This is a genomic window from Hahella sp. HN01 (assembly GCF_018986435.1).
GTDB lineage: Bacteria > Pseudomonadota > Gammaproteobacteria > Pseudomonadales > Oleiphilaceae > Hahella.
Map to the genome: position 1 here is coordinate 21,092 of NZ_JAHMIN010000002.1, position 16,467 is coordinate 37,558.

The 16,467-nt window shown below is 55.0% G+C and carries 17 protein-coding genes; 12 read left to right on the top strand and 5 right to left on the bottom strand.

The window, feature by feature from the left end:
- Nucleotides 1-23 precede the first annotated feature (23 nt).
- Nucleotides 24-530, bottom strand: a complete 507-nt coding sequence (gene def / locus KP814_RS02430) for a peptide deformylase (RefSeq protein WP_216735256.1) — start codon at nt 528-530, stop codon at nt 24-26.
- A 163-nt stretch (nt 531-693) separates the two neighbouring features.
- Between def and KP814_RS02435 the strand changes: the two genes are divergently transcribed.
- The 8 genes from KP814_RS02435 (at nt 694) to KP814_RS02470 (ending at nt 7,493) form a co-directional block, all read left to right on the top strand.
- Nucleotides 694-1,722 (top strand): LysM peptidoglycan-binding domain-containing protein, encoded by a 1,029-nt coding sequence (locus KP814_RS02435; RefSeq protein WP_216735257.1) that lies wholly within the window; start codon nt 694-696, stop codon nt 1,720-1,722.
- A gap of 59 nt (nt 1,723-1,781) precedes the next feature.
- Nucleotides 1,782-2,951, top strand: coding sequence for a DNA-processing protein DprA (gene dprA, locus KP814_RS02440; protein ID WP_216735258.1), 1,170 nt, complete (start codon nt 1,782-1,784; stop codon nt 2,949-2,951).
- Between the two features lie 89 nt (nt 2,952-3,040).
- Nucleotides 3,041-3,595: an L-threonylcarbamoyladenylate synthase gene (locus tag KP814_RS02445; protein ID WP_216735259.1), complete on the top strand. Its 555-nt coding sequence runs from the start codon at nt 3,041-3,043 to the stop codon at nt 3,593-3,595.
- A gap of 10 nt (nt 3,596-3,605) precedes the next feature.
- A complete protein-coding gene (gene hemF / locus KP814_RS02450; protein ID WP_216735260.1) occupies nt 3,606-4,511 on the top strand; it encodes an oxygen-dependent coproporphyrinogen oxidase in 906 nt (301 codons plus the stop codon).
- Nucleotides 4,512-4,559: 48 nt separating this feature from the next.
- Nucleotides 4,560-5,372 carry a shikimate dehydrogenase gene (gene aroE, locus KP814_RS02455; protein WP_216735261.1) on the top strand — a complete coding sequence of 271 codons (813 nt, stop codon included), beginning with the start codon at nt 4,560-4,562 and terminating at the stop codon, nt 5,370-5,372.
- Nucleotides 5,373-5,487: 115 nt separating this feature from the next.
- Nucleotides 5,488-6,276, top strand: a complete 789-nt coding sequence (locus KP814_RS02460) for a motility protein A (RefSeq protein WP_127967801.1) — start codon at nt 5,488-5,490, stop codon at nt 6,274-6,276.
- Complete coding sequence (locus KP814_RS02465; RefSeq protein WP_216735262.1) at nt 6,273-7,100, top strand: flagellar motor protein MotB; 828 nt, start codon at nt 6,273-6,275, stop codon at nt 7,098-7,100. Before KP814_RS02460 ends, KP814_RS02465 begins: the two co-directional genes overlap by 4 nt.
- An 84-nt stretch (nt 7,101-7,184) precedes the next feature.
- Nucleotides 7,185-7,493, top strand: a complete 309-nt coding sequence (locus tag KP814_RS02470; protein ID WP_216735263.1) for a PA4642 family protein — start codon at nt 7,185-7,187, stop codon at nt 7,491-7,493.
- 73 nt (nt 7,494-7,566) lie between these two features.
- On the opposite strand, the gene KP814_RS02475 is transcribed toward KP814_RS02470, so the two are convergent.
- Nucleotides 7,567-8,016 (bottom strand): Hsp20/alpha crystallin family protein, encoded by a 450-nt coding sequence (locus tag KP814_RS02475; protein WP_216735264.1) that lies wholly within the window; start codon nt 8,014-8,016, stop codon nt 7,567-7,569.
- Nucleotides 8,017-8,245: 229 nt separating this feature from the next.
- Nucleotides 8,246-8,788 (bottom strand): gamma carbonic anhydrase family protein, encoded by a 543-nt coding sequence (locus KP814_RS02480; protein WP_216735265.1) that lies wholly within the window; start codon nt 8,786-8,788, stop codon nt 8,246-8,248.
- 208 nt (nt 8,789-8,996) lie between these two features.
- Here KP814_RS02480 and prlC point away from each other — a divergent pair, with 208 nt between their 5' ends.
- A complete protein-coding gene (prlC, locus tag KP814_RS02485; protein ID WP_216735266.1) occupies nt 8,997-11,030 on the top strand; it encodes an oligopeptidase A in 2,034 nt (677 codons plus the stop codon).
- A gap of 68 nt (nt 11,031-11,098) precedes the next feature.
- Nucleotides 11,099-11,338 carry a YheV family putative zinc ribbon protein gene (locus KP814_RS02490; RefSeq protein WP_127967807.1) on the top strand — a complete coding sequence of 80 codons (240 nt, stop codon included), beginning with the start codon at nt 11,099-11,101 and terminating at the stop codon, nt 11,336-11,338.
- Between the two features lie 37 nt (nt 11,339-11,375).
- Here the strand turns inward: KP814_RS02490 and KP814_RS02495 are convergent, their stop codons facing one another.
- Nucleotides 11,376-12,023 carry a hypothetical protein gene (locus KP814_RS02495; protein WP_216735267.1) on the bottom strand — a complete coding sequence of 216 codons (648 nt, stop codon included), beginning with the start codon at nt 12,021-12,023 and terminating at the stop codon, nt 11,376-11,378.
- Nucleotides 12,024-12,116: 93 nt separating this feature from the next.
- Entirely contained in the window at nt 12,117-13,451 is a 1,335-nt protein-coding gene (locus KP814_RS02500) for an MATE family efflux transporter (RefSeq protein WP_216735268.1), read from the bottom strand.
- 247 nt (nt 13,452-13,698) lie between these two features.
- On the opposite strand from KP814_RS02500, the gene coxB reads away from it, so the two are divergent.
- The gene (gene coxB / locus KP814_RS02505) at nt 13,699-14,820 is read left to right on the top strand and encodes a cytochrome c oxidase subunit II (RefSeq protein ID WP_216735269.1); all 1,122 of its coding nucleotides are present in this window, start codon (nt 13,699-13,701) and stop codon (nt 14,818-14,820) included.
- 39 nt (nt 14,821-14,859) lie between these two features.
- Nucleotides 14,860-16,440 (top strand): cytochrome c oxidase subunit I, encoded by a 1,581-nt coding sequence (ctaD, locus tag KP814_RS02510; protein ID WP_216735270.1) that lies wholly within the window; start codon nt 14,860-14,862, stop codon nt 16,438-16,440.
- Nucleotides 16,441-16,467: the final 27 nt, after the last annotated feature.

The following is a 16,467-nucleotide window of genomic DNA, read 5'->3' on the forward strand; positions in this document are numbered from 1 at the left end:
AAAAATCTTTCGGAAATGTGGACTTATGCGCGCATTTTATGCTGCTTTTCCAGTTTCTTCCGGATTCGAGTCCGTTTAACATTACTCAGGTAGTCGACGTACAGTTTGCCGTTGAGATGGTCAACCTCATGTTGGAGGCATACCGCGAGCAGGCCGCGGGCTTCCATCTCGTAGGATTCGCCGTTACGATCCTGTGCTCTGATCTTGACGTGGGGAATCCGTGTGACCGACTCGTAGAAACCCGGGACGGACAAGCATCCCTCCTGCATTTCTTCGGGGTCGCCGTCCAGTACTTCGATGTCGGGGTTGATAAACACCATTGGTTCGGATTTGTCCTCGGACACATCAATTACTACGATGCGTTTGTGGACGTCCACCTGGGTGGCGGCCAGCCCGATGCCGGGGGCCTCGTACATGGTCTCAAACATGTCGTCGATTAACTGACTCAAAGCCGCGTCAAAGGTTTGTACTGGCTTGGCCACAGTACGCAGCCTAGGGTCAGGAAATTCAAGAATTTGGAGCTTACTCATAATTAAATTTGTGAAAAAATTTCCATTACAGATTGGATAACGCCTGCTAGTATTATCTATTAGTGTAAGAATGAGTACAAACTAAACAAAATTGAATAGGCTAATCGTCATTATAGCCTGATTTCATCCCAAACTGCCCGGTTATGACCTAAGGGAATGTATCATGAGGAAACTGCTGTCCTTTGTGTTCGTAGTGATGCTAACGTTGAGCCAGTTTGCGCTGGCCGCGCCTGAGCTACGTGACGACCATCCAGATCGCTACACCGTCGTCAAAGGTGATACTTTGTGGGATATATCTTCGCGCTTTTTGCGGAATCCCTGGTATTGGCCGGAGATCTGGCATGTTAATCCGCAAATAGAAAATCCCCATTTGATTTTCCCTGGTGACGTGTTGGCCTTGGTGTATATCGACGGTAAACCTCATGTCACCATCGCGCAGCGGGGCGATATCGGCCGTACGGTGAAACTGTCCCCGAAAAAACGTATTACGCCGCTGGAAAGCGCCATTCCCGCTATTCCCCTTGAAGCCATCAACCCTTTTCTTACTGACAGTCGCGTGGTAACAGAAGAGGAGCTGAATAAAGCGCCTTATGTGTTACTCGGCAAAAAAGGTAATTTGATCGTTGGCGCGGGCGATCAAGTTTACGCCAGAGGCGATGCTGTGCTTGAAGCTTCCTATGGCATTTATCGTCGAGATGATGTTTACGTTGATCCTGACACCAAGGAATTCTTAGGTATTCAAGCCCGTTCAATTGCAGTGGGTAAAGTCGTTGCGCAGGAAGACGATGTTCAGACGGTACAGATTCGTCGTTCGAATGAAGAAATCCGTCAAGGCGACCGGTTGCTGCAAGAGGAAGATCGTGAAATTAACTCTACTTTTTATCCCAGCAATCCCGAAGGTGAAATCAACGGCAAAATGATTGCCGTTATAGACGGTGTAAGCCAGATTGGCCAATATGACGTCGTAGTCATCAATAAAGGTGATAGAGAAGGCCTAAAAGTGGGGAACGTGCTGGCTATCTTCAAAGCGGGCGAACAAGTGCGTGATCCTTACACCAAAGAAATTTTGCTTTTACCTTCTGATCGCGCAGGTGTGCTGATGGTATTTCGCACATTTGAAAAAGTCAGCTACGGTCTGATCTTAAAAGCTGACCGTCCGCTTGCTATAATGGACGAAGTTCGTAATCCATAGTTTGTTAATGTTCTGAGACGTCGTAGTTTTCGACGTCTCAGCCGATCAAGGATGATCCAATGTCTACTCTTACTCCTATTGTTTGGTTAAACCTCACTACAGTTCCTTCTTTGGGCGATAGTCGTCTTGCCCTGCTTGCACAGCATTTTGAAGAGTCGTCACAGACTGATGATTTTCAATTAGGCGTTTCCTCCAACCTGTCATTTTCCACTGAACTGTGGCGCGCCATAGAGAGAGTGATCGCATATGGCGACCGTCCCATCAATGCTCAGGTGGCGAGCATTTTGAGATGGAGCGAGCAGATGGGGAACCGTCTGTTTCTGTTACCTGACGCTGATTACCCCAGTCTGCTGCGTTTATTGCCTGATCCTCCTGCGGTGTTGTATGCACGAGGCCGATATGAGCTGATTCATCAGCCGCAGATCGCCATGGTGGGTTCTCGCAACCCAAGTGTGCATGGTCAGGAAACGGCGCGGCAGTTCGCTCGCTCTCTGGGAGAAAGCGGTTTTACCATCACCAGTGGTCTGGCGGCGGGCATAGATGGCTCCGCTCACGCGGGCGCATTGGGAACATTGGGATCGACAATAGGTGTGCTGGGGTCGGGTTTGAATGTCATCTACCCCGCGAAGCATCGCGACCTTGCCCAAAAAATGATGGAAAACGGTTTGCTGGTTAGTGAGTTTCCGCCGGATACTCAACCCAGGTCGCAGCACTTTCCCAAGCGGAATCGCATTATCAGCGGCTTGTCGCTGGGGACGCTGGTGGTGGAAGCCAGTCTGCGCAGCGGCTCGTTGATTACGGCGCGCAATGCCCTGGAGCAACACAGGGAAGTCTTCGCCATACCCGGCTCTATCCACAATCCCCAGGCGCGTGGCTGTCATCACCTGATCAAGCAGGGAGCGAAGCTGGTGGAATGCACCGACGACATACTCGCCGAACTGCCTGCGTTGATGGGGCTGTACCGCTCTCTCAATGAGCCATGGACGACGGTGTTCGCTGCAGAAGAATTCCCTGGCCAACAGAGTCAGCCTGAGCCGGCGTCTCTGGCGCCCTTGTCTGAGCAAGCGGAGGTGGTGCTCAACGGGATGGGGTACGATTGTACGCCCCCGGATGCTTTGGTGGAGCGGACGGGTCTGTCTATCGCGGAAATCAGAAGCGTATTGATCGAACTGGAACTGGAAGGCTGGGTGCAGGAAGTCGCGGGAGGCTTCATTCGCAACGCCCGTTAGTTACCCATCTCCCATAGATACCCTTAGAGCTTGCCCCCACGGTCGCCTTCGGTTACTTTGCGCCAGATTGGTATCTGGAGGGGCAAAACTTGTCAGCATGGTTTATTCAGAAAGCGGTGTCCGTTCTCAACCGCGGCGGCGTGCTCGCTTATCCCACTGAAGCGGTATGGGGTCTGGGCTGTGATCCATCTTGCGAAGACGCGGTGAATCGCATCCTGCAGCTTAAACGCCGGCCATGGCGCAAAGGCTTGATCTTGGTGTCAGGTCAGATTGAACATTTTTCCCAGTTACTAGACCGATTGCCGCAGCAACAGAAAGATCAGATGCTGGCGTCCTGGCCCGGACCGGTTACCTGGGTTGTCCCTGATCCTGGCGTCTATGCGCCATTGGTGCGTGGCGCCCACGACGCCATCGCTATTCGGGTGACGGCGCATCCCCTGGTGGCGGAACTGACCAAGGCGTTTGGCGGACCTATCGTTTCAACCTCCGCCAATCCTGCGACGAGGGAGCCGGCCCGCACTCTATTCGACTGCCGTCGCTATTTTAAATCCGGCGTCGATCACTATCTGCCCGGAAAGCTGAGCGGACTGAATAAACCCAGCCAAATTCGCGACGCCGCCACCGGCGCCATCCTCAGACAATAAAGGCGACTTCATGCAGCAACAGATTACGCAGGTTAAAGACTATCTTCTGGGATTGCAGGATGAGATCTGCAATGGGTTAGCCGCCATTGACGGTGGCGAGGGATTCGTCGAGGACGCCTGGAAAAGAGAGGAAGGTGGCGGTGGACGCACGCGGGTGCTTAGCGAAGGCGGCGTGTTTGAGAAAGCCGGCGTCAATTTCTCTCATGTCAGTGGCGCCCGCCTACCCGCCTCCGCCAGCGCTGCCCGACCGGAACTGGCGGGACGTAGTTTTCAGGCCATGGGCGTCTCATTGGTCGTGCATCCGCGTAACCCCTATGCGCCAACCTCTCACGCCAACGTACGCTTCTTTGTGGCGGAAAAAGAGGATGAAGAGCCGGTATGGTGGTTCGGCGGTGGTTACGATCTGACGCCTTATTACGGCTTCGATGAAGACTGCGTCCACTGGCATCACACGGCGGCGCAAGCGTGCGAGCCCTTTGGCGCGGAGACTTACCCCAAATACAAAAAGTGGTGTGACGATTACTTTTACCTGAAGCATCGCGATGAGGCCCGCGGCGTGGGCGGACTGTTTTTCGATGATCTCAACGACTGGGGATTTGAGCGCTCGTTCGATTTTATGCAGGCGGTCGGGAACAGCTATCTGCCCGCCTACCTACCCATTGTCGAGCGCCGCAAAGATATGGTTTATGGTGAACGGGAGCGTTCATTCCAGCTTTATCGACGCGGTCGTTATGTCGAGTTCAACCTGGTCTATGACCGGGGCACATTGTTCGGTTTACAGTCCGGCGGCAGAACGGAGTCGATCCTGATGTCTCTGCCTCCGCTGGTGCGCTGGGAATATGCCTGGACGCCGGAGCCGGGCTCGGATGAAGCCCGTCTGACCGAGTATTATTTGAAGCACAGAGACTGGGTGTAATCCCGCAACGCCAAAACCTTAATCAGCGCAAATAAAGGCAGGTATAGCATGGATATGTACGCGGTGGTCGGCAATCCGGTCAGCCATAGCAAGTCTCCCAAAATCCACGGAATGTTCGCGCAACAGACCGGCGAGAGTTTGGAATATACGGCGATCCAGGCTCCTCTGGACAGCTTTAGAGAGACGGTGGAGGCATTTTTTATCGGCGGCGGCAAAGGCCTTAACGTTACAGTGCCATTCAAAGAACAGGCTTGGAAAATTGTCAGTGAGCGCTCGCATCGCGCCGAGCTTGCCGGCGCCGTCAACACCTTGCTGCAACGGGACGGGCGTCTGTTCGGCGATAATACCGATGGCGAAGGCCTGGTGCGCGATATCTGCATAAATCAGGGCGTTGCGTTAAGCGGTAAGAAGATTTTGCTGGTCGGCGCCGGCGGAGCGGTGAAAGGCGTTATGGCGCCGTTGCTGGATGAAGGTCCCGCCTCTATCGTGGTCGCTAACCGCACTGTTTCCAAGGCGGAGGATCTGGCGCGTATCTTTGGTCGCAATGGATCGGTCAGCGCTTGTGCGTTCGAGGATTTGCAAGGTCCTTTCGATGTCGTGATTAACGGCACTTCCGCGAGTCTGGTGGGGGATATTCCGCCTCTCCCGGATGCCGTCATCGCGTCTCATACCTTTACCTACGACATGATGTACAGCCTGCGTGACACGGCATTCGTCGCCTGGGCCAAAGCGCGCGGCGCAGGACAATGCTGCGATGGGCTCGGCATGTTGGTGGAGCAGGCGGCGGCGGCCTTTTATCTGTGGCGCGGCGTGCGTCCGGATACCGCTCCGGTGCTGGCTGCGCTAAGAAAGGGAGATTAGCGCCACCGCCAACGCCAACTTTGACTATGCTTAAGCTAATGATTTTAAGTGCTTAGGTTCGCTTTGGGCGAATTCGGGCCAGTTACTTGAGCATCGCGAAGTATGGACGGTCAACATGGATATACTCACCTGGGTGGGACTTTTGTTCGGAATGGGCGTGGTGCTGGGAGCAGTGGCTTCCGGCTCCGGGCTTTGGGACTTCGTCAATGTTCCCGGGTTGATGATAGTGGTCTTCGGCTCTTTCGCCGTCACCTTGGTGAAGTACCGCTGGCGTAACTTTTTTGGCAGCGTGCGGCTTGCCTTCTCCACTACTTTTCTTGAGAAAACCCAGGACCCATGGGACCTGTATCGCGAAGCGCGGCAACTGGCGGATGTCGTGCGCAAGCAGGGACTGTTGGGGCTGGATCGGGTTGAAATTACCCATCCGTTTCTACGCAAAGCCGTCGGTCTCGCCGTTGACGGCCATCCCCCGGAATTTATAGAAGAAGTCCTGCTTGAGGACACCCACCAGTTTGTCGAGCGCCTGCAGACAGCGGAAAAGGTGTTTCGCGGTCTGGGAGAGTCGGCGCCGGCGCTGGGCATGCTGGGCACCCTGGTGGGACTGGTGCAGATGCTGAATAACATGCAGGACCCCTCTTCTATCGGACCTGCTATGGCGATCGCCTTGCTCACCACGTTTTACGGCGCCTTTATCGCCCAGATTATTGTTCTGCCCCTGGCGGACAAGTTGCAGCTTAAAACCCAGGATGAAGTCCGTAACCGCATGATCGTGATCAGCGGCATTCTGAGTATGGTGAAGGGGCTGAACCCGCGCATTATCAAAGACGTGTTGGCGTCTTATCTGCCTGAGCTGGACGCCATGGAAGACATCCATGAGTCGGCGTCCGCACAGGAAGAGACATGATCAAGCCGCGCAAGCAATCCGGTGGTCTGTTGCCAGTCGGCGCGCCGGTCTGGATTGTCACCTTCGCTGACCTGATGACGTTGCTGCTGACCTTTTTCATTCTGCTGTTGAGCTTTTCCAGTCTGGATGCGGAGAAATACCGCGCCATCGCCTACTCCATGAGTAAGGCCTTTGGCGTGGCCTGGGTTCCTTCGTCTCAGGGCGCGCCGGATATGTATCCTCTGGGGGGCGATATCACGCCTACCGTGCCCATGGAGCCAGTGATCCGCGATAAGGGCGACACAGAGCAGCCGGCGCCCCAATCCAACGTAGAGCCCAGCCTGGATTTAAGCCAGGAGGTGGTGAGCGAGGCGGCGTATATGGAGAACGACCGCCTGGCCTCGCGCATGATCAGTTTGCTGGAGAATGAAATAGAAGATCAGGCGGTGGCCATCAAGTTTGACGACCAGGGGGTGGTGCTCAGCTTTACCGAGCGCGCCACATTCGCCTCCGGCAGTGAGGAGTTGAAGCTATACATGCTGCCGGTGCTGATGAAAGTCACTGACGTGCTGGCTGATTGCAAGGGAGACATTCTGGTGACGGGGCATACGGATGATCGCCCTATCGACTCAGCGAGATTTCGCTCCAATTGGGATCTATCGGCGGCCAGAGCGGTAAGCGTGGTGCATCGGCTGGTGCTGGATGGGCGTCTCGACGCCAGTCGCGTGAGCGCCATCGGGCAGGCGGAGACGCGTCCCCTGGTTCCCAATGACAGCGATGAGCACCGGGCGCAAAACCGACGGGTGGAAATTCATATCGAAAACGCCGAATGCCGCATGAGCTAAGCGCCTACAACCTTCATTATCCGCGCTGGATCGGGGTAGAATGTGCGGCCCGGTAAATAACTATGATAGACAGGTGAATACGATATGAGCGGTCCTTCACAACCGAAGGTAGTGGATGAGGAATGGAGCGATGAACGGGTTCAGGGCTTTTTAGAGCTGGAGCCACGGGATGAATCTGATCCCGATTATCATGTTCTGCGTCAGGCCTATGAATACATGCTGGCCCGCGATTACGCGCGTTTCGTGGCCTATTTCGCGGAAGCTGACCGCAATATCAATGCGTTGAGTCCAGAGGGCGAAACCATGCTGGATCGCGTTGATGAGCATGCTCGTGGCGCGGAATATGCGCAAATCCTGCGCGACGCCGGCGGTAAAAAAGCGGCTGAGCTGTAAAAAGCAGGATTAAAAAGTAAGGGGCGAACTATGTGTCGCCCCAGATGGTTTGCGGTGACAGTAGTCGTTCGACTTACTGTACGTTGATCTCGATCGCTTTCGGCTGCGCCTTTTCCACCTTGTTCAGATGCAAGGTGAGGATGCCGTCCCGGTACTCTGCGCGAATGTTGTTTTCATCCACATTATCCGGCAGCGTGAAGGAGCGTGCGAAGTTTCCGTAAAAGCGTTCTACGCGATGATGTTTCTTGTCGCCTTCTTCCTTCTCCAGCTTGCGCTCGCCCTGAATGGACAGCACGCCTTCGTGGACGGCCACCTTGACGTGACTTTTATCCACGCCAGGCAACTCAGCCTTGATCAAGAACGCTTCTTTGGTTTCCGTGATATCCACGGCAGGAGCCCAGTCGGCTTTGCGGATCACTTCTTTGCCGTTTTCGCTGTTGCGAGCCTGACCCTGCAAAGAGCGGTTATAACGGTCGAGAATATCTTCAAATTCAGAAAACGGGTTCCAACGGGTAATCGCCATAGTTCTATCTCCAAAAAGAGTTTAAGTACAAATCGGTTGGCCTGATGCGACAGGCCCTCAGTAATCATTTACACCTGAAACTGCTGATTGGGGTGACGTCTTGCCCCGGTTACGCTGCGTATCGTGATAATAGAAATAATGGCGTTAAAAATGTTTTCAAGGGGCGCCCTACTGACAAAAAAATCATATTCTGATTTACGTCAATTTCCACTGCGCCCCTGAAATGTGGCTACTCGCCCCAGTTTTCCTGCAAATGCCGGTCTTTCAATTTGACGTAATTGGCGGCGGTGTACTGGAAAAAATTTTTTTCCTTGTCGTTGAGCGGACGGGCTTGTTTCGCAGGCGCGCCAACGTACAAGTAACCGCTTTCCAGGCGTTTGCCGGGAGGCACAAGCGTACCGGCGGCGATCACTACATCGCTCTCCACATGGGCTCCATCCATGATGATGGCGCCCATGCCGACGAGGATGCGGCTCTCAAGCGTGCAGCCATGCAAGATAGCCTTGTGGCCAATGGTGACGTCCTCACCGATCGTCAGTGGATAGCCGTCGGGGTTGAAAGGTCCTGCGTGGGTGATATGCAGCACCGATCCATCCTGCACGCTGGTGCGCGCGCCGATGCGAATCCGGTGCATGTCGCCGCGTATCACGACGGTCGGCCAGACGGAACAGTCGTCGCCCAAGTGGACGTCGCCGATGACGACGGCGGTGGGGTCGATAAAGACGCGCTCTCCCTGCGTCGGGGTGATTCCCTGATAAGTGCGCACAGGCATGGTGGACTCCAAGCATCAAAAATCTGAAGCGCCGTAGACGGGCTCAAGGGCCTGAATGGCGGATTGTTACTTTAGCATTGATCGGACTATTCTAAAGCAGGATTCAGCGGCGCATTACTTGAAAGCGGCCCCGCACGCCCACATTTTGTTTGCTCGGGGGCGTTGCGATCAGCAACCCCGGAAGACTCGTCAATTCAGGAATATTTCAATGACCAATCCATTGCTCGCCGATACGGCGTTACCCCCGTTCTCACAGATTCGCGCCGAACATGTCAAAGAGGCGATGGACAAATTACTTGCCGAAAACAGACAGCGCATCGCCGAGCTGGCGGCTCAGCCCAGCTTCAACTGGGATAATCTGGCGCAGCAAATGGATAACATGTCGGACAAGCTGAACCATGTGTGGTCCCCGGTCAGCCATCTGAACAGCGTGCTCAACAGCGAAGCGCTGCGTGAGGCCTACAACGCCTGTATCCCCGAGCTGTCCCGCTACGGTACGGAAATCGGTCAGAACAAGGCGCTGTACGACGCTTATCACGGCATTAAAGAATCTGATGAATTTAGTTCGCTCAGCGAAGCGCAGCGTAAATCCATCGACAATACCCTGCGCGACTTTCATCTGGCCGGCGTTGATCTGCCGGAAGACAAGAAAGCGCGCTATATGGAAATTTCGCAGCGTCTGGCGGAGCTGGGCAGCAAGTTCAGCGATAACGTGCTGGACGCTACTCAGGCCTGGACCAAACATGTGACGGATGCCGCTCTGCTCAAAGGCATGCCGGACTCCGCACTGGCTGGCGCGCGCCAGGCCGCCAAGTCCCGTGACAAAGAAGGCTATGTGCTGACGCTGGATTTCCCCAGCTTCTACGCGGTGATGACCTACTGCGAAAATCGCGAATTACGTCAGGAAATGTACGAGGCCTACAACACCCGCGCTTCTGAACAAGGGCCCTACGCCGGTCGCTGGGACAACTCGGAAGTGATGCAGGAGATCCTGGCGCTGCGACTGGAGAAGTCGCGCCTGCTGGGCTTTAACTCCTATGCTGAATACTCCCTGGCCACCAAAATGGCGCGTACGCCGGATGAGGTGCTGGGCTTCCTGAACGAGCTGGCGGAGAAGTCCGTAGCGGTGGCGCGTCAGGAGTTTGCAGAGCTGCAAGCGTTCGCCGCGGAGCAGGGGCAGACGGAATTACAGTCCTGGGATGTCAGTTTTTATTCAGAGAAGCTGCGCCGTCACCGTTATTCCGTGTCTCAGGAAGAGCTGAAGCCTTACTTCCCCGCTTCGAAAGTGATCAATGGCATGTTCGCCGTGGTGCAGCGCCTGTTTGGCGTCACACTCGACGAAATTACGGAATTTGATAGCTATCATTCAGACGTCCGCTACTTCAAAGTGCGTCGTGACGGCGAGGAAATCGCCTCTATCTATATGGATTTGTTCGCGCGAGAGAACAAACGCGGCGGCGCCTGGATGGCGGATTACGCCGTACGTCGTCGTTTGGACGACGGCTCTGTGCAGAAACCTGTGGCGTTCATCACTTGTAACTTTGCGCCGGCGACGGAAGAGCATCCCGCCCTGCTGACGCATGATGAAGTCACCACGCTGTTCCACGAATTCGGCCATGCGCTGCACCACATGCTGACCACCGTCGATTGCAACGATGTATCCGGTATCAATGGCGTGCCTTGGGATGCGGTGGAATTACCCAGTCAGTTCCTGGAAAACTGGTGCTGGGAGGAAGAAGCCCTGGCGCTGATTTCCGGTCATTACCAAAGTGGCGAGCCGCTGCCGAAAGAATTGCTGGAAAAAATGCTGGCGGCGAAAAACTTCCAGTCCGGCATGCTGATGGTGCGCCAGCTTGAGTTCGCTTTGTTTGATTTCCGTCTGCATCATGAATACGACGGGTCGGCGGATTTCGCCGTCCAGCAGGTGCTGGACGAAGTGCGGGATAAAGTCGCAGTGATCAAGCCGCCCGCATTCAATCGTTTCCAGCACAGTTTCAGTCACATTTTTGCTGGCGGATACGCCGCAGGCTATTACAGCTATAAATGGGCGGAAGTGCTGGCGGCGGATGCGTTTTCCTTGTTTGAGGAAAATGGCGTGTTCGATCCAGAAACGGGTCGACGCTTCCTGCATTCGATTTTGGAAAAAGGCGGCAGCCGCGAGCCGATGGATTTATTCATTGAATTCCGCGGGCGTCCGCCGGAAGTGGAGGCGTTGTTGCGTCAAAGCGGCATCGCCGCCTGAGAGAACCAGCAAGGCCTGCGTTGCGGGCCTTGTCGACATTCAGCAATCGTATTTACCTGGTAGTGCATATGGTGAAGCGTTTTATCGCGGGGGCGGTGTGTCCCCGCTGCGGAGAGATGGACAAGATCGTCAGTTACGCTGACGAAGATCAACGGCAAGTGCGTGAATGCGTGGCTTGCGGCTTTTTTGAAAAGCTGCGCGAAGCTGACGGTCCGGCGGAGCTGCAAACCCGCGTCACCCGCCCGAAACAGGCGGAGGCGCAAGTGCAGACGATCAAGTTCTATCCCCGTCCCAAGAAAGAGCAGTAACGACGATCTGAGCCTGACGCCTTGTTGTTGAAACCTGTCAGCAACGGGGCTGAAAGCTCATGCGGATGTGATGCTTGTCCAACAGATTCAGCCAATCCTCGTTCAGAGGACGCCAGCGCTGGGTGTTGGTCTTCGCCAGAAAGGGCGACAGATCCAAATGGTAGAAGTCCGGCAAGCTTACCATCTGGCGTACGGTCAGGTGGGTGGCTTGATCCAGTTCATTGGCGAAGGGCTCGCCGATCAGATGATGGGCCAACAGATTGGCCTGAGTGGCCTGCAGATCGCAGATGGGACTGTTGCGCAGGCTGCGATTGTTTTCATAAACCTCCTCCACCAAACGATGGCTTTGATAGGCCATGATCAACAGGCAGTCCAAACCGGTATGGCGCAGCACCAGCACGGATGGGTGCGCGAAATAATGGATGGATTTCTCGATGAAGGGCGCGAACAGCTTTTCCGTCTGGCTCGCAGCGGCGCAATGCGCCACGCACTCCACTAAACGCGGGGCGAGTTCGATATAATCGATGACGAAATGAATGAGGTCTTCAACCGGCTGTGATCCGTTCAGTTCAATGACTCGGTGCAGAGAATCCAGTTGCTGGCGAAGCCACTTGGCGTAATTTTGAGTTTTAAGCTCTGCGGCCTTAGCCTGATTGATGATCTCGTATACTGCAGCGAGGCTCATCTATAACGATTTCCCTAAGTGACAACTATAAAAAACTGTTTCAATCCGGACGCATGACTTCAGTGTAGTCAAGGGTTAGCAAAGTGCGTAATACTAATTTGTAATGAACCACTTTTCATGCTGACAAAATGTTTTGTACAGCCACGCCTGATAGGCGCCTCTGGCCGCCAGAAACAGACAGAGTGAAAACCAGAGTCCGTGATTGCCCCAACCCTGAGTGAGCCACCAGCTGGGTAAAAACACCAGCAGTGTCGCGACGATGATTGTATCCCGCATTGCCTTGCCTTGGGTAGCGCCGACAAACACACCATCGAACAGGTAACTCCACACGCCGATCAAGGGACACAGGATCAGCCAGATCAGATAGCGGCTCGCTTCAGTGCGGATGACTTCCAGGTCGGTGAGGCGGTTGATCAGCCAGTCGCCTCCCAGCCAGAACGCCAGCGTCAGCAGCAGTGCAGTCACCAGGGACCAGACGCCCCCTATTCTGGCGGTGCGGCGCAGCATGGCCTGATCGCGCTTACCTACGGCTTCTCCACACAGAGCTTCTACACCATTGGCGAAACCATCAAGGGCGTTGGAGATGATCATCAAAAAAGTCAGCAATACGGCGTTGGCGGCCAGAACGTTGGTTCCCATCTGTGCGCCCTGGGCGGTGAAGAAAGCGAAAGTGAACAGCAGCAGGATCGTGCGAATGAAAAGGTCGCCATTCAGCTTGAGCAGCTTGGCGAAGGCGCTGCGCGCCCACAGCTCAGAGTTGCGTAACTGCGCAAGGAAATTCCCCGCATCGCCGCGAACGACGAAATAGAGCCCGAGAACCAGACTGTAATACTCGGCGATGAGCGACGCCCAGGCTACGCCGTCGGCGCGCATGCCGAAGCCGACCACGAACAGCAGGTCCAGCGCGATATTCACGATGTTGGCGCTGACCGCCAGGATCAAGGCGCTGCGGGTGCGTTGGCAGCCTATCAGCCAACCCACGACACAGTATTGAATCAGCACGGCGGGAGCGCTGAAGATGCGAATTTCCGCATAGTTGTGGGCCTGCGTCCAGATGTCGCCAGTGGCCTGCATCCACTCCAATCCCAGGGGCAATATCCAGGCGCGATTGAGGATCATGAATAACCCGATGCCGAGCGCGATGGCGGCCGCCCGCAAAAACTCGCGGATCAACCTGCCCTGGTCCCCGGCGCCCCAGGATTGCGCCGCCAGTCCAGTGGCGCCCATGCGCAGAAAACCGAACGCCCAGAACAGAAATGTGAACAGATTTCCCGCCAGCGCCACGGCCCCGAGATAGACCGGAGAATCCAGGTGTCCCAGTACGGCGGCGTCCACCAGACCCAGCAACGGCGTGGTGATATTGCTCAGAATTAACGGCCAGGCGAGGGCCCACAAACGCAAGTGAAGCGTTGCCGGGGGATTGCTCATGAAACTCCTGAAGATGTGACGGTCAGATCACTGTAAGTGACCAGATTTGTGCATGAAATCAGCTGGATAGCTTTTTTACCTAAACCATGACTGAACAATTGCCAGCCCGATCCAAGTTTGTCTATACTGGCGCTGTACCTTGCATTTGACTTCCTACAAACGTAGTCGACGGACCGCTGTAGGCGGGCCGTCTTGCAGGAAGTGTCCGGCAGTAACAATAAAAACTAAGCTGTGGAGACACAATAATATGATGTCACGAAGACGCGCAATAGCGGTGGCTTCGCCCGTTCCGTTTGTATCTGCGTCCGCTTCGGCCGCCTGGGAATTGAACATGACTCCCGGTGTGACTGAAGTGAGTCAGTCAGTATACAGCCTCCACATGACTATTTTCTGGATCTGCGTGATCATAGGGATAGTGGTGTTTGGAGTAATGTTCTGGTCGATCTTCAATCACCGCAAAAGTAAAGGGGCGAAACCCGCCCAATTCCATGAAAGTACGACAGTCGAGATTATCTGGACTGTTATTCCCTTCCTTATTCTCATTGGCATGGCCATACCCGCGACCGGCACTCTGGTCAAAATGTATGACGCCAGTGAAGCGGATATGGATATCAAGATCACCGGTTACCAATGGAAATGGCGATACGAGTACCTGAATCAGGACGTCAACTTCTTCAGTAATCTGGCGACCTCCCAGGACCAAATCTACAATCGCGACGACAAGGGCGAACACTACCTGTTGGAAGTGGACGAGCCTCTGGTGTTGCCGATAAATCAGAAGATTCGTTTCCTGGTCACCTCCGCCGACGTCATCCACTCCTGGTGGGTGCCCAGTCTTGCGGTCAAGCGCGACGCCATTCCCGGCTACGTTCGCGAAGCCTGGACCGTCATCAAAGAGCCCGGTATTTATCGCGGTCAGTGCGCTGAACTGTGCGGTAAGGACCATGGCTTCATGCCTGTCGTGGTGAAAGCCGTGCCTCAGGAAGAGTATCAGGAATGGCTCCTGGCCAAACAGGAACTGGCTCGTCAGGAATACGAGTTGAAGAACAAACAATGGACGATGGAAGAATTGGTTGCACGCGGGGAGAAATCCTATGCGTCCAATTGCGCAGTGTGCCATCAGGCCAATGGCGCCGGTCTGCCGCCGACATTTCCTGCTCTTGCTGGCAGCGGCATAGTCAAAGGCCCGGTAGAGAAGCACGCCGAAGTTGTATTGCACGGGGTGTCAGGCACCGCCATGCAGGCGTTCGGAGCGCAGCTGAGTGAAGTTGATATCGCCGCTATCGTGACCTACGAGCGTAATGCTTGGGGCAACAAGATGGGCGACATGATTACTCCGCAACAAGTTGCAGAGTTAAAGAACAAGTAGTTCTCAGCGACACACAACCAATTTAAGAGGAGTTTGACCATGAGTGCGGTACTAGGCGCTGACGCGCATCACCATCACGGTCCGGCTAAAGGCTTCAAGCGGTGGCTCTTCACCACCAACCATAAAGACATTGGCACCATGTACCTGTGGTTCAGTTTCGCCATGTTTCTCATCGGGGGCACGATGGCCCTGGTGATTCGGGCGGAATTGTTCGAACCAGGCATGCAGATCGTCCATCCGGAATTTTTCAATCAGATGACCACCATGCACGGTCTGATCATGGTGTTCGGGGCGGTCATGCCCGCCTTCGTAGGGCTCGCCAACTGGCTGATTCCCATGATGGTCGGGGCGCCGGATATGGCGCTGCCCAGAATGAACAACTGGAGCTTCTGGATTCTTCCATTCGCATTCGCCATGTTGTTATCCACCCTGTTGATGGAAGGCGGCGGTCCCAACTTCGGTTGGACTTTCTATGCGCCTCTCTCCACTACCTACGCGCCGGCGAGCGTGAACTATTTCATCTTCGCGGTGCACATGATGGGGATCTCCTCCATCATGGGAGCCATTAACGTGATCGCCACCATTCTGAACATGCGGGCGCCGGGCATGACCCTGATGAAAATGCCTCTGTTCGTGTGGACCTGGCTGATCACCGCCTTCCTGCTGATAGCGGTTATGCCGGTGCTGGCGGGTGCCGTCACCATGATGCTGATGGACATCAACTTCGGCACCAGCTTCTTCAAAGCGGAAGGCGGCGGCGATCCGGTGCTGTTCCAGCACGTATTCTGGTTCTTCGGCCATCCGGAAGTGTACATCATGATCCTGCCCGCCTTCGGCGTGGCGTCGCAGATCATTCCTACCTTCAGCCGCAAACCGCTGTTCGGGTATCCCTCCATGGTGTACGCCACGGCGTCGATTGCGATCCTGTCATTCGTGGTATGGGCGCACCACATGTTCACCGTCGGCATTCCGCTGGCCGGAGAACTGTTCTTCATGTACGCCACCATGTTGATCGCTGTCCCCACCGGGGTGAAAGTGTTCAACTGGGTCAGCACCATGTTCCGCGGCTCGCTGACCTTTGAGACCCCGATGCTGTTCGCGGTGGCCTTCGTGATTCTGTTCACCATCGGCGGCTTCTCCGGTTTGATGCTGGCCATCGCGCCGGCGGACTTCCAGTATCACGACACCTATTTCGTGGTGGCGCATTTCCACTACGTGCTGGTGCCGGGCGCGATCTTCTCCATCTTCGCCGCCACCTATTACTGGTTGCCGAAATGGTGCGGCAACATGTACGACGAAACACTGGGCAAAGTGCACTTCTGGATGTCGTTCATCGGCTTGAACATGACCTTCTTCCCGATGCACTTCGTAGGGCTCGCTGGCATGCCGCGGCGAATTCCTGACTACGCTCTGCAATTCGCCGACTTTAACCAGATATCCAGCGTTGGCGCGTTCGTTTTCGGAACCACGCAACTGCTGTTCCTGTTTATTGTTATCAAATGCATCCGGGGCGGTAAGAAAGCCACCGCTCAGGTCTGGGAAGGCGCGGACGGACTGGAATGGACATTGCCGTCTCCGGCTCCCTACCACAGCTTCTCTGAGCCGCCTACTGTGAAGTAGGCGCGCAAGGGTATTGAGATAACAAGA